Below are 13,462 nucleotides of genomic sequence, written 5' to 3' on the forward strand. Positions count from 1 at the left end.
GATGACCTCGGGAGAGCGCCCGGAGCCCGGACGCGCCGCATCCTAGCAGCAGCCGGCGCGAGGGCCGCGACATCGCCCTACCATGGCTCAGCCCGCTCGTACGCATCCGCGTGACGCCTGCGACGTCCTGCCGCAGGGCGTGAGATGCACCACGCTCGCTCGGGACACCCCTCGTGCCCTCCATCGGCGCCCGCCGTCGACAACGCCGCTACCGCCAGGGTGAACATTTCTCGATCGGGTTGATCAGGCGCTGTCGTGTTGTCATGTAAGGAAGCGATGATCCAGACACGAGCTGTGGGCGCCAGCGCGGCAGAGCACGGCAGGCCGCCGATCCCGCGCGTGCGCCGGGGCCGCCCCGCGGCGCTCTTCTTCCTTGCGCTCGCGATCGCGGCCTGCGCGTCGGAGGAGTCCGTCGCGCCAGCGCCCCTCCCTGCGCCGGAGCCGCTGCCGGCGCTCCGCGGCGCGCCGCCCTTGACGACCGATCGCACCTTGGTGCCGCGCTCCGCGGTGCTCGATCCGCCGGAGAGGAACCCCGCTGTGCCGGCGGAGATCGAGGCGCTGCTCGCGGCGGGCTACGGCGAGGTCGAGGTAGGGCCGGGGCAGCCGCTCGCGCCGGCCACGCTCGACGGCGCCCCGCCGCCGCCGCAGGGCCCGCGGCCGAGGCGCCTCACGCGCTTCGTCCACCTCGCCGACACCCAGCTCGCCGACGACGAGTCGCCCGCCCGGCTCGCGATCTTCGACGGGCCCGGCCCCTTCGCGTCGGCGTTCCGCCCGCAGGAAGGGCACGAGTGCCGGATCCTCAACGCCGCCGTCCGCACGATCAACGCGCTCCACCGGAGCACGCCGATCGACTTCGTCCTGCTCGGCGGCGACAACGCCGACAGCGCGCAGACGAACGAGATCTCGTGGTTCACCGCCATCCTCGACGGCGCCGAGCGCGTCGAGTGCGACTCCGGCGCCGACGACGACCCGGTGCAGGGCCCGGGCAACGATCCCAAGGACCCGTTCTTCGCCGAGGGGCTGCTCGTGCCGTGGCGCTGGGTGACCGGCAACCACGACGTCCTGCACCAGGGGAACTTCCCGGTGGACACCCGCGCCGAGCTACCCATCGGGAGCACGTCGGACGGCGGGACGCGCGACTGGTCGCTCCCCGGCGGCCCGGTTGTCACCGGCGAGGTCATCCCCGACCCGCAGCGGGCATTCCTGAGCCGGCCCGCCCTGCTCGATCAGCTCGCGGCGTCCGGCGACGGGCACGGGATCGGGCCGGACACGCGCGCGTACGGCAAGGCGTTCTACGAGTTCGACGTGGAGGACACGCCCCTGCGCGTCGTCGTGCTCGACACGGCCGCCGAGACCGGCGGGCCGGGCGGCGTGATCGTCCAGGACGACGTCGATCGGTTCATCGAACCGGCGCTCGACCGAGCGCAGCGCGACGGCAGGTGGGTCATCCTCGCCTCCCACCACGCGTCGCGCCTGCTCGGCGACGGCTCGTTCGCGGGGACGGGCGCGCCCACCGTGCCCGGCGCGCTCACCCCCGACGCATGGCAGGCGTTCGTGGGCCGCTACGACAACGTGCTGCTCCACCTCGCCGGCCACACGCACGTGCATCGCGTCACCGAGGTGAGGCCGAGCGGCGGGCACGCCTACTGGGAGCTCGAGACCTCCGCGCTCGCCGACTACCCGCACCAGGTGCGCGTGATCGAGATCTGGGACGAGGACAACGGCCACCTCGCCATCCGCGGCGTCGCCCTCGACTACGCCGTCGACGACGACCCTGTCGCCGCCGAGGGGCGCCGTCGCGCCGTCGTGGACGTAACCTCCGGCTTCGGCCGCGACGGCAGCGGCGACCCCTCGTGGCGCAACGTCGAGCTCTCGATCGAGCGGCCGGACTGACGGCGCGCCGCCCCCTGGGCGGCGACCGCCGCGGCTCATCCCCTGTCGAGCAGCGGCACCGTCTCCCTCAGCTCGATCGACAGCGGCGGGTCGCTCCCCCGGCGGAGCGCGACCGCCATCGTGTGCCGCGCCGACGGCCGGTAGAGCGCGAACTGCCAGGCCGCGCGGTCGTCGTCGAGCCGCGGATCGAACGAGATGCCGATGGTCGGCCCGTCGTCCAGGTGGAACGAGAAGCGGTCGAGCGGGATCGCGAGCCCCATCCCGCGCGCCTTGATGTACGACTCCTTGAGCGTCCAGTACTCGAAGAAGCGCGCCCGCTGCAGCTCCGGCGGCTGCGCGCGCAGCGCGCGCACCTCGGCGGGCGAGAAGAACCGGTCGGCGATCTCCGTCGCGCTGCTCGCGCGCTCGGTGTCCTCGACGTCGACGCCCACGTCGCGGTCCAGCGCCACCAGGCAGGCGATGAGCCCCTGCGTGTTCGACAGGTTGAACCGGAGCGGCGGCACGCCCGGCGGGCCCGCGATCTCGGGCCGGCCAAATTCGTTCCGGACGAACGTCCACGCCTCGGGCGCGACGTCCGCGTACTTCGAGAGGACCGTGCGCACGAGCGCCCGCGTCAGCAGGTACTCGTGCCGGTTGCCGGCGAACAGGAAGCGCGCCTGCTGGGTCGCCTCGTCCGGCGCCATCAGCCGGTGGTACGCCGCGAGCAGGGCCTCGTCGCGGACCGCGTCGGAGAAGACGTACCAGAGGTGCGCGGCGCCAGGACCGATCTCGAGCATCTATGCCTCCGGCCGCGCCGCGGCCGCCGGTCCCGGCAGGATCTCCCTCAGGCACCTGTCGGCGGTGCGGTCGGCGGGGCGCTGGCGCGGATAACCAAACGATACCTCCTCGAAACGAACACCATCGATCCAGTCGGTGCGCGGGATGTGGAGGTGGCCCGACACGACCACGCGCGCGCGGAACCTCGTGTGCCAATCGTGCGTGCGCCGCGTCCCGCACCAGATCGAGAAGCGCGGGATGCGCGGCAAGCGCACGAGCTCCTCGCGCAGCGGGAAGTGGTTGATGAGCACCGTGGGGCGCCCTCCGATCGCGGCGAGTCGAGCCTCCGTCTGCGCGAGGCGAGCCCGGCACCACGCCGGCCGGCTCTCGTACGGGGCCGGGTCGAGCAGCTCCTCGTCGCTGCAGAGGATGCCGCTCTCCACCGCCCACGCCACCGCGTCGCGCTCGGGCACGTCGGCCGGTCGGAAGCTGTAGTCATAGAGCAGGAACAGCGGCGCGAGGACGTGCGGCCCGCCCTCGCCCTCCCAAACCACGTAGGGGTCCTCCGGCGTAATCACGCCGCGGCTCCGGCACAGCTCGACCAGCCGATCGTACCGATCCTGCCCGCGCGGCCCGCCGCGCTCACTCGGCATCGTATAGAGCTCGTGGTTGCCCGGCGTCCACACGAGCTGCTTGAACCGCGGGCCCAGCGTGTCGAGCACGTAGAGCAGGTGCTGCTCCGTCTCCCCGAGGTCCCCAGCGAGGATGAGCCAGTCGTTCGGCCGCGGCGTGACGCGCTCGATGGCCCACCGGTTCTCCGCATAGCCGACGTGGAGATCACTGAGTGCGAAGAGCTTCATCCTAACGACTCGTCGCCGGCGGCCGAGCCAGCGGGCCGGCCAGCCCCACCCACAGACCACGGGCGACGTCGCGCGTCCACTGCCGAGCGCCGCCGCCCTCCCCCCGTCCGGCCCCGGAGCGGGGGACCACGCCCCCGAGCCACGCTCAATTTTATGCCCGATTTACGCCCGATTCCGCCGGAGCTGGCGCGGCGCATTAACTAGGGCTCCAATCCTTGTGCCACATGTGCTACGCGCGTGTGAAGTCAGCACCATGCCTCTGCCCCAACGACAAGGTCTTTACGATCCGGCTTTCGAACACGACGCATGCGGTCTCGGATTCGTCGCCACGCTCCGACGTGAAGCGACGCACGAGGTCGTTTGCCAAGCGCTCGAGATCCTCGAAAATCTAACCCATCGCGGCGCCGCTGGCTGCGACCCCTGCACCGGCGACGGCGCGGGCGTCCTCCTCCAGATCCCGCACGAGCTGTTCGCCGCGTCCCTCGCGGCCCTGGGCATCGCGCTGCCTGCTCCCGGCGACTACGCGGTTGCGACGGTGTTCTTCTCGCAGAGCCCGGCGCGCCGCCGCCAGTGCGAGGCGATCCTCGAGGCCGCCGTCGTGCACCACGGCCAGCGCGTCCTCGGGTGGCGCGACGTCCCCATCGACGACGGGGCGATCGGCCCGGTCGCGCGCGACTCGCGCCCCGCGATCCGCCAGCTCTTCATCGGCAGGGTCGCGCCTCGCCAGTCGTTCGAGCAGGTCCTCTATGCGATCCGCAAGCGCGCCGGCCGCACGGCGCACGCCGACGACTTCTACATCGCCTCCTGCTCGTCGCGCACGGTCGTCTACAAGGGCCTGATGCTCGCGGAGCAGGTCTCGGCGTTCTACCCCGACCTCTCCGACAAGCGCACCGTGTCGCGGCTCGCGATGGTGCACTCGCGCTTCTCCACGAACACCTTCCCCACGTGGGAGCGCGCGCACCCGTACCGGGTCATCGCGCACAACGGCGAGATCAACACCGTCCGCGGCAACACCGCGTGGATGAGCGCCCGCGAGGCGCTGCTCAAGAGCGATGTGTTCGCGAACGCGATCGAGGACTTCAAGCCGATCATCCGCCCGGGCGGGTCCGACTCGGCGGCGCTCGACAACGTCGTCGACTTCCTGCTCGCGAGCGGCCGGTCGCTCCCGCACGTGATGATGATGCTCGTGCCCGAGGCCTGGGCGCTCGACCCGGACATGTCGGCCGAGAAGAAGACCTTCTACGAGTACCACGGCTGCCTGATCGAGCCCTGGGACGGCCCCGCGGCGCTGTGCTTCACCGATGGGCGGCTGATCGGCGCGACGCTCGACCGCAACGGGCTGCGCCCCGCGAAGTACGTCGTGACGAGCGACGGGCTCGTCGTGCTGGCGAGCGAGTTCGGCGTGCTCGACATCGAGCCGGCGCGCGTCATCCAGAAGGGGCGGCTCCAGCCGGGCAAGATGTTCCTCGTCGACACGAGCGAGGGTCGCGTCGTCAGCGACGACGAGATCAAGCGCCGCGTCGCGACGCAGAAGCCGTACGCGGCGTGGGTCGCCGAGAACAAGATCGACCTGCGCGCCCTCGAGGACGTGCCGAGCCTCTACACCGTCCCCCACGCGGAGCTCCGGACCCTGCAGCAGGCCTTCGGCTACACCGAGGAGGATCTGCGGATGATCCTCGCGTCCATGGCCACGCTCGGCGAGGAGCCGGTGGGGTCGATGGGCATCGACATCCCGCTCGCCGTCCTCTCCGAGAAGCCCCAGCTCCTCTTCCGCTACTTCAAGCAGCTCTTCGCCCAGGTCACGAACCCGCCGGTCGACCCGCTCCGCGAGGAGATCGTGATGTCGCTCGTGAGCTGCGTCGGCGGCGAGGGCAACCTCCTCGAGGAGACGCCCCGCCAGTGTCGGATGCTCGAGCTGCCGCACCCGATCCTCACCCAGGACGATCTGTCCAAGCTGCGCAAGAACGTCTTCCCCGACTTCCGGGCGGCGACCCTGCCGATGTACTTCGCTGTCGACGGTGACCCGGAGGACAACCTGCGCACCGCGCTCGCGAAGCTGTGCAAGGACGCGAGCCGCGCGATCGCCGACGGCGCGAGCATCCTCATCCTCAGCGACCGCGGCATCGACGAGACGCTCGCCCCGATCCCGAGCCTGCTGGCGATGGGCGCCGTGCACCACCACCTCATCAACGAGGGGACGCGCACGCGCGCCGGCATCATCGTCGAGACCGGCGAGGCGCGTGAGGTCGGTCACATGGCGCTGCTCATCGGCTACGGCGCGGGCGCGGTGAACCCGTACATGGCGTTCGAGTCGATCGCGGCGATGTGCCGCGACAAGACCCTCGGCGACCTCTCGCCGTCCTCGGCGAGCTCGCGGTACGTGAAGGCGCTCAAGAAGGGCATCCTGAAGATCATGTCGAAGATGGGGATCAGCGCGCTCTCCAGCTACCAGGGCGCGCAGATCTTCGAGGCGATCGGCATCGATCAGATCGTCATCGACGCGTACTTCACCGGCACGGCGTCGCGCGTCCGCGGCGTCGGGCTGCGCGAGATCGCCGAGGAGACGCTCGCGCGCCACCAGGCGGCGTACGGCGAGCGGGCGCGCGCGCACCTCGACGTCGGCGGCCACCACCACTTCCGCGTGTTCGGAGAGCGGCACCTCTGGACGCCGCAGTCGGTCTCGACGCTCCAGCGGGCGGTCCGCCTCAACGACGCGAAGAGCTACGGCGAGTACGCGGCGGTCATCAACGAGCAGCAGGAGCACCCGATGTCGCTCCGCGGCCTGTGGGACTTCAAGCCCGCGGGGCCGCCGGTGCCGATCGAGGAGGTCGAGCCCGCCGCATCGCTGGTCAAGCGCTTCGCCACGGGCGCGATGTCCTTCGGGAGCATCTCGGCCGAGGCGCACGAGACGCTCGCCATCGCGATGAACCGCATCGGCGCGCGGTCGAACACGGGCGAGGGCGGCGAGGACCCGTCGCGCTTCCTCCGGCTCTCGAACGGCGACTCGAAGCGCAGCTCGGTGAAGCAGGTCGCCTCGGGGCGGTTCGGCGTCACCGCCGAGTACCTCGTCAACGCCGACGAGCTGCAGATCAAGATGGCGCAGGGGGCCAAGCCCGGCGAGGGCGGCCAGCTCCCGGGCCACAAGGTCGACGCGGTGATCGCGAAGGTGCGCCACTCGACGCCCGGCGTGACGCTGATCTCGCCGCCGCCGCACCACGACATCTACTCGATCGAGGACCTCGCGCAGCTCATCTTCGACCTGAAGAACATCAACTCGAAGGCGCGCATCAGCGTGAAGCTCGTCGCCGAGGCCGGCGTCGGCACGATCGCCGCGGGCGTCGTGAAGGCGCACGCCGACGTCGTGCTGATCAGCGGCGACTCGGGCGGCACCGGCGCCTCCCCGCTCACGTCGATCCACCACGCGGGCGTGCCGTGGGAGCTCGGGCTGGCCGAGGCGCACCAGGTGCTCGTGATGAACGGGCTCCGCGGCCGCGCCATCGTGCAGACCGACGGCAAGCTGATGACCGGCCGGGACGTGGCGTTCGCCGCCTTGCTCGGCGCCGAGGAGTTCGGCTTCTCCACGGCGCCGCTCGTCGCGGCGGGCTGCATCATGATGCGCAAGTGCCACCTCAACACCTGCCCGGTCGGCATCGCCACGCAGGACCCGGAGCTCCGCAAGAAGTTCACGGGTGCGCCGGAGCACGTCATCAACTTCTTCTTCTACGTGGCGGAGGAGCTCCGGCAGATCATGGCGAGCCTGGGCTTCCGCACGCTGACCGAGATGGTCGGGCGCTCCGACTGCATCGTGCAGCGGCGCACCGGGCTCCACGCGAAGGCGAGGAAGATCGACTGCTCCGAGGTGCTCTACCGCCCGAAGGAGGCCCTCACGAGCCCGACCCACTGCGTCGAGCTGCAGGATCACAAGATCGACCGGGTGCTCGATCTCAAGCTGATCGAGCAGGCGCGCGCGACCATCGACGGCGGCCCGCCTGTCGTCATCGAGACCCGCGTGCGGAACTCGGATCGGACGCTCGGCGCCATGCTGAGCGGCGAGATCGCGCGCCGCCACGGCGGCGCCGGGCTGCCCGAGGACAGCATCGTGGTGAAGTGCGCCGGCAGCGCCGGCCAGAGCTTCGGCGCCTTCGCCTCGCGCGGCATGACGATCGAGCTCGAGGGCGACGCGAACGACTACGTCGGCAAGGGCCTCTCGGGCGGCGTCGTGGCGGTGCGCCCGCCGCGCGAGGCGCCGTTCAAGGCGGACGATCAGGTCATCGTCGGCAACGTCGTGCTCTACGGCGCGACGGGCGGCCGCGCGTTCTTCAACGGCCGCGCCGGCGAGCGCTTCGCGGTCCGGAACAGCGGGGCCACCACCGTCGTCGAGGGCGTGGGCGACCACGGCTGCGAGTACATGACGGGCGGCACCGTGATCATCCTCGGCACCACCGGCCGCAACTTCGGCGCCGGCATGAGCGGCGGGCTCGCCTACGTCTTCGACGAGGACGCGCTGTTCGAGGCGCGCTGCAACAAGGAGATGGTGGCGCTCGAGACGATGACAGCGGCCGACGCCGAGTCGGTGCGGGCGCTGCTCGAGGAGCACGTGCGGCGGACGGGCAGCCGCAAGGCGACCGAGCTGCTCGACGCCTGGCAGGCCGTCCTGCCGAAGTTCGTGAAGGTCGTCCCGAGCGAGTACCGGCGCGCCCTCGAGGCCGCTTCCGCGCCCGCGACCAACGGGGCGGACGCGACCGACGGGATCGTGTCCCTCCTTTCACCCTCCACCCCCTACGTTTCCACTGGACGTTACATCCCCGCCAACGCGGGTCCCGCGAGCACGGGAGAGAGGTCGGCCGCCCATGGGTAAGGTACGAGGCTTCCTCGAGATCCAGCGGGTCGACATCAAGAAGCGGCCCGTCTCCGAGCGTTTGAACGACTGGCAGGAGTTCGAGCTCCCGATCCCTGACCCCGAGCTGCGCGATCAGGCAGCGCGGTGCATGGATTGCGGCATCCCGTTCTGTCACGACGGCTGCCCGCTCGGGAACCTGATCCCCGACTGGAACGATCACATGTTCCGCGAGCGCCTCCCCGAGGCGATCGCGGCGCTCGACGCGACGAACAACTTCCCCGAGTTCACCGGGCGCGTGTGCCCGGCGCCGTGCGAGGCGGCGTGCGTGCTGAACATCGAGGGCACGCCTGTCACGATCAAGAACGTCGAGCGCGGCGTCGCCGATCGCGCGTTCGAGCGGAACCTGATCGTGCCGGTCATCGCGAAGCAGCGCACGGGCAAGAAGGTCGCCGTGATCGGATCGGGGCCCGCCGGCCTCGCGGCCGCGCAGCAGCTCGCGCGCAAGGGGCACGACGTGACCCTCTTCGAGCGCGACGACCGCATCGGCGGCCTGCTCCGGTATGGCATCCCCGATTTCAAGATGGAGAAGCACCTCATCGACAGGCGCATGGAGCAGATGCAGGCCGAGGGGGTGACCTTCCGCACGGGCGTGCACTGCGGGGTCGACATCACCGGCGACGCGCTGCGCGAGCAGTACGACGCCATCGTGCTCTGCGGCGGGGCGCGCCGGCCGCGCGACCTGCCGGTGCCGGGCCGGGAGCTGAAGGGCGTCCATTTCGCGATGGATTTCCTGACCCAGCAGAACAAGCGGGTGGCCGGCGACGTGATCCCGGAGAGCGAGGCGATCCTCGCGACGGGCAAGCGCGTGGTCGTCATCGGCGGCGGCGACACCGGCTCGGACTGCCTCGGCACGAGCCACCGCCACCGCGCGGCGCACGTCACGCAGCTCGAGCTCCTGCCGCGCCCGCCGGAGCAGCGCTCCCTGACGAACCCGTGGCCGGCGTGGCCGCTCATCCTCCGCACGTCGTCCTCGCACGAGGAGGGCGGCGAGCGGGACTGGTCGGTGTCGACGACGGCGTTCCTCGGGGACGAGCGCGGGCACGTCCGCGCGCTCAAGGCGACGCGGGTGATCCTGGAGGGCGGGAAGTTCGTGCCCGTCCCGGGGAGCGACTTCGAGATCCCGTGCGAGCTCGTCCTGCTCGCGATGGGCTTCGTCGGCTCCGAGCGCGAGGGCCTGATCGAGCAGCTCGGCGTGGCGATGGACCAGCGCGGCAACGTGAAGGCCCCGGGCGGGCGCACGAGCGTGGAGGGCGTCTTCGCCGCGGGCGACATGTCGCGCGGCCAGAGCCTCGTCGTCTGGGCGATCGCGGAGGCGCGCAAGGCCGCGGAGGCGGTCGACGCGTACCTGATGCAGCCGGCGAAGCGCCGGCTGTCGCTGGCGGCGAGCTAGGGCTCGTCCGTGCGCGCGCTGGTCTGGGACGGCACTGTCGCGCGCGTCGTCGACCGCGAGCCCCCCTCGACCACGGCCGGCATGGCCGTGGTCGAGGTGCGGTGCGCGGGCATCTGCAACACGGATCTCGAGATTGTCCGGGGGTACATGGGCTTCCATGGCACGCTCGGGCACGAGTTCGTCGGCGACGTCGTGGACGGGCCTGCCGCGTGGCGGGGTCGCCGCGTGGTGGGAGAGATCAACTTCGCGTGCGGCCGCTGCAGCACGTGCGCGCGCGGGCTGGGGCGGCACTGCCCGGCGCGCACGGTGATGGGCATCGTCGGCGCGGACGGCGCGCTGGCGGAGCGCGTCGCGGTGCCCGTCGCGAACCTCCACGCGGTCGACGACCGCATCGACGACGAGGAGGCGGTGTTCACGGAGCCGCTCGCGGCGGCGTTCGCGATCCTGGAGCAGGTGCGCGTGGCGCCGGGCACGTCCGCGCTCGTGTTCGGCGACGGGAAGCTCGGCCTGCTCATCGCGCAGGTGCTCCAGCAGGCGGGCGCCCGCGTCCTCGCTGTCGGCAAGCACGAGGAGAAGCTCGCCTTGCTGCGCGCGCGGGGCATCGCGACCGAGCTCCTTCTCGCCGAGGCCGCGGGCGAGGCGGACGCCGGCGCTGCGCCTCGGCGGGGCGCGTGGGCAGGCGAGCCGGCCGAGATCGTTGTCGAGGCCACGGGCTCGGCCGAGGGGTTCGCGAGGGCGGTCCGCGCGACCCGACCGCGCGGCACGCTCGTGCTGAAGAGCACGGTGGCCGGGCTCTCCAGCGTCCACCTCGCCGAGCTCGTCGTCCATGAGATCACGGTCGTCGGGTCTCGCTGCGGGCTGTTCGAGCCCGCGCTGCGCGCCCTCGAGGACCGCAGCATCGACGTCCGCTCCCTTGTGTCGGCCCGGCTCCCGCTCGAGCGCGCCGCGGACGCGCTGCAGGCCGCGGCGGCGCCAGGCGCCCTCAAGGTGCTCGTCACGCGCTGAGCTCGGCGCCGCGCTCTCCGGCAGCCTGGACCTCGGGCAAGGAGACCCGCGCGGCGCGTGCTTCGCCCTCGGCGAAATCGGCCATCGCTCGACGCCGGGCCTGTGTTCTACGCAACACATGCGGACGAATATTCTTTATTTCTATTTTTACCAGGGAGGCACCACATCCCATGGGCTCGCCCGTCCGATCGCGCGCCACCGGTCCATGAACTCCGTGCAGTGCGGTGGCTACCTCTCATGCACCTCGTGCATCCACGCACGCATCCGCAGAACGATGGAATTTCCCATCGCGCAGGGGAATGCACGCCACCACGGATCGCCGGCTGCGATGTAGCGACATGAGCTGACCGAACCAGACGCAGAGAACCTCCGTGTCTTCGTGACGAAATTCCCCGGCAGCCGTAAGCCACATGAGCAAACCCGAGCAAACCCGAGCAAACCCGAGCAGCCGTGAGCAGCCGCAGGCCTCTCGCGGAAGGCGCCTGCTCGGCGCCGCGCGCCGGGACGCGGGTTGCGGGCCCCTCGGAGCGCGTCGCGAGAGAATTTCACGCAGCTAACTGGAATAGATCCTGGTAGGAGTCGCACGTTGCGGCAGGGATCAGGAGCAGCGATGAGCGCCAAGGACAGCCCACACCACCACGGCCGTCGAGCCGACGATCTGCGCGAGGCGCGGCAAGCAAGGGAGAGCTGGGAACAGCAGAAGCTACGGGAGTTCGGCCTCGATGACGTCGAGGGCGACGCGTCGATGTTCTGTCTCCATTGCCGTCGTGAGATGCTGGAGCGGCTCGCGCGAGCGCAGGCGCGCGGCTCTGTGCTCTTCGATATGGTCAGGCTTCAGGGCCTGAGCCCGCTCCCTCCGCGCGAGGTTGAGCCCGAGGCCGAGGGCCTTGCCGGTCGCGCTCCCGAGCTCTTCCACGGCCCGGGCGCCATGCTCCCGCGCAGGCGCCTCGCCTCGTGGCTCGTCCTTGCGGCCGTCGCGATCGGCGCGCTGGTGCTCTGGGCGGCGCTCGCGGCCCAGGGGCCTTGAGGGCGAGCGCCGCTCGCGTCGCCTGCGTTTCCGGGCAGCGGAGCGCTCAGCCGGCCCGGCGGAACAGCCCGGAGATGAACCGCGAGGGCGGCGGGACCTGCCGCGGCCGCCACGCCGACGCGGCCACGATGGATACCCCGTTGCGCATGAGCAGGAGCGCCGGCTCGTCCGTCCGGACGTCGAACCCCTGGTTCAGGCGGAGCCCTCCGCGCACCAGCGGCTCGTGGGGCGAGACGCGCAGCGGCTCGAAGCCGTTCATGCGGAGGCGGCGCTGCCAGGCGCCCCGGCGCTCGTGCCGCTCGACCCGCGCCGCCCCCTCCCCCACCACAACGTTCATCACCTCCTGCCCGAAGAAGACCTGCTCGATGGTCTCGCGCGCGGCGATGTGCGGCGGGAGCAGCGCCTCGAGCGCCTGGAATACCGCATAGTAATGGGCGATCGCCTCGGACAGCCGCGGGAGGAACTGGAGCGCGTTGTGCTCCACGTCCGGCTCGACGAGCGTCAGCACGCGCGGCGACAGCCCGCGGATCCTGGTGAGAATTGTGTCGCGGTTCGCGGTCGGGTGCACCGACGCGTCCGGCACGTGGTGCAATGCGAAGGCGGCGTTCACGGCGATGGGCGCCGCGGAGCGCGCCGCGATACGGGTCCAGTCGACGCGCTCCACCGAGGAGGCGACGCCGTGGAACTCGAAGGGGACGTTCAGCCGCTCCGCCCAGCCCCCGATGAACGCGCCCGCCCAGCGCAGCCGCTGCTCGGGATCAGGGCCCCGGCACGGCAGGTCGATCCCGGTGAGGCGGACCCGCGGCGGGCCGCCCGGGCGCGACGCCAGCCGATGTAGCAGGAAAGGCCACTGCGTCCCGCCGCCGACGCCGATGTCGATGACATGGACCTCGTCTTCACCCTGGAACGCCTCGACGATGGCCGCGTTGGCGCTGAGGTAGCCGAACCGGATGAGCGGCGTCGCGTGCACGAGGAGCTGAAACGCCGCGAGCATGTCCCGCGGACCGGCGCTGCGCAGGTACAGGTTGCCATCGCCGGAGCGATCTCCGTCCAGGCGGGCGAGCAGCGCCCGGCCGAACACCCCCGAGATGCGCTCCGAGGCATCCCCCGTATCGGGCTCTGTCCGGAGGATGCCCTCCACGAGGGCCCGCGCGCGCTCGTGATCTCCCACGTCGATCGCCTCGCCCGCCGCCAGGAGGCGGCTCAGGAACGGCCGACGTCGGGAGTGCGTCTGCCGGGTTCCCGAGCTCGGTTGCTGCCCTGCCCCGGGACCCGAGGCGGCGCCGCTCGCGGGCCCCTCGATGTGCGTTCCCGGGCCTACAGGCGCCTCTTCGGACGATGCGTATCTACGGATCGCGGTCATGGTGTCCAGGGCTGTTCAACCAGGAGGCCCGCCGTCCTGGCTGGGCTCTCCGCGATCAGCCGATTTCAAGCGCGAACGCATGACGTCGACCACCTCGCAGGAGCCGGGGGTTTCAATGTTTGCTGACGTCGTTGCGGGATAGCCCGACGGCGAGCAGGGGAGCAGGCGCTCCGCTGCGGAGCGCACGGGCGGGGCCACGAAGCGCGGCGCCCGCCCATGACGCGGTAGGATCGGAGCTCGCACGAGGGCTCGAGAGGCAACTCCCTGT

The 13,462-nt window shown here is 71.4% G+C and carries 8 protein-coding genes; 5 read left to right on the plus strand and 3 right to left on the minus strand.

What is annotated here, in order from left to right; all coding sequences use genetic code 11:
• Positions 1 to 276: 276 nt before the first annotated feature.
• A complete protein-coding gene (locus tag WMF42_RS25990; RefSeq protein ID WP_437685416.1) occupies positions 277 to 1,893 on the plus strand; it encodes a metallophosphoesterase in 1,617 nt (538 codons plus the stop codon).
• 35 nt (positions 1,894 to 1,928) lie between these two features.
• Here WMF42_RS25990 and WMF42_RS25995 read toward each other — a convergent pair whose 3' ends face one another.
• Complete coding sequence (locus WMF42_RS25995) at positions 1,929 to 2,669, minus strand: 4'-phosphopantetheinyl transferase family protein (protein WP_061610782.1); 741 nt, start codon at positions 2,667 to 2,669, stop codon at positions 1,929 to 1,931.
• Positions 2,670 to 3,509, minus strand: a complete 840-nt coding sequence (locus tag WMF42_RS26000) for a metallophosphoesterase family protein (RefSeq protein WP_061610781.1) — start codon at positions 3,507 to 3,509, stop codon at positions 2,670 to 2,672. It lies immediately after the preceding gene.
• 253 nt (positions 3,510 to 3,762) lie between these two features.
• Here WMF42_RS26000 and gltB point away from each other — a divergent pair, with 253 nt between their 5' ends.
• From gltB to WMF42_RS26020, 4 genes are all read left to right on the plus strand, one after another.
• Positions 3,763 to 8,367: a glutamate synthase large subunit gene (gltB, locus tag WMF42_RS26005; protein ID WP_061610780.1), complete on the plus strand. Its 4,605-nt coding sequence runs from the start codon at positions 3,763 to 3,765 to the stop codon at positions 8,365 to 8,367.
• Entirely contained in the window at positions 8,360 to 9,799 is a 1,440-nt protein-coding gene (locus tag WMF42_RS26010) for a glutamate synthase subunit beta (RefSeq protein WP_061610779.1), read from the plus strand. Before gltB ends, WMF42_RS26010 begins: the two co-directional genes overlap by 8 nt.
• A 9-nt stretch (positions 9,800 to 9,808) precedes the next feature.
• On the plus strand, positions 9,809 to 10,804 hold the full coding sequence (locus tag WMF42_RS26015; protein WP_437685419.1) for an MDR/zinc-dependent alcohol dehydrogenase-like family protein: 996 nt from the start codon (positions 9,809 to 9,811) through the stop codon (positions 10,802 to 10,804).
• 610 nt (positions 10,805 to 11,414) lie between these two features.
• On the plus strand, positions 11,415 to 11,831 hold the full coding sequence (locus WMF42_RS26020; protein ID WP_061610777.1) for a hypothetical protein: 417 nt from the start codon (positions 11,415 to 11,417) through the stop codon (positions 11,829 to 11,831).
• A 46-nt stretch (positions 11,832 to 11,877) separates the two neighbouring features.
• On the opposite strand, the gene WMF42_RS26025 is transcribed toward WMF42_RS26020, so the two are convergent.
• Complete coding sequence (locus WMF42_RS26025; RefSeq protein ID WP_061610776.1) at positions 11,878 to 13,194, minus strand: GRAS family protein; 1,317 nt, start codon at positions 13,192 to 13,194, stop codon at positions 11,878 to 11,880.
• Between the last annotated feature and the right edge of the window lie 268 nt (positions 13,195 to 13,462).

This window comes from Sorangium sp. So ce176, assembly GCF_051519835.1.
Classification (GTDB): domain Bacteria; phylum Myxococcota_A; class Polyangia; order Polyangiales; family Polyangiaceae; genus Sorangium; species Sorangium cellulosum_G.

What these genes read in the sequence shown, in the direction of transcription:
- WMF42_RS25990 (WP_437685416.1), top strand. Translation starts at nt 277, where the DNA reads ATGATCCAGACACGAGCTGTGGGCGCCAGCGCGGCAGAGCACGGCAGG.
- WMF42_RS26010 (WP_061610779.1), top strand. Translation starts at nt 8,360, where the DNA reads ATGGGTAAGGTACGAGGCTTCCTCGAGATCCAGCGGGTCGACATCAAG.
- WMF42_RS26000 (WP_061610781.1), bottom strand. Translation starts at nt 3,509, where the DNA reads ATGAAGCTCTTCGCACTCAGTGATCTCCACGTCGGCTATGCGGAGAAC.
- WMF42_RS26025 (WP_061610776.1), bottom strand. Translation starts at nt 13,194, where the DNA reads ATGACCGCGATCCGTAGATACGCATCGTCCGAAGAGGCGCCTGTAGGC.
- WMF42_RS26020 (WP_061610777.1), top strand. Translation starts at nt 11,415, where the DNA reads ATGAGCGCCAAGGACAGCCCACACCACCACGGCCGTCGAGCCGACGAT.
- gltB (WP_061610780.1), top strand. Translation starts at nt 3,763, where the DNA reads ATGCCTCTGCCCCAACGACAAGGTCTTTACGATCCGGCTTTCGAACAC.
- WMF42_RS25995 (WP_061610782.1), bottom strand. Translation starts at nt 2,669, where the DNA reads ATGCTCGAGATCGGTCCTGGCGCCGCGCACCTCTGGTACGTCTTCTCC.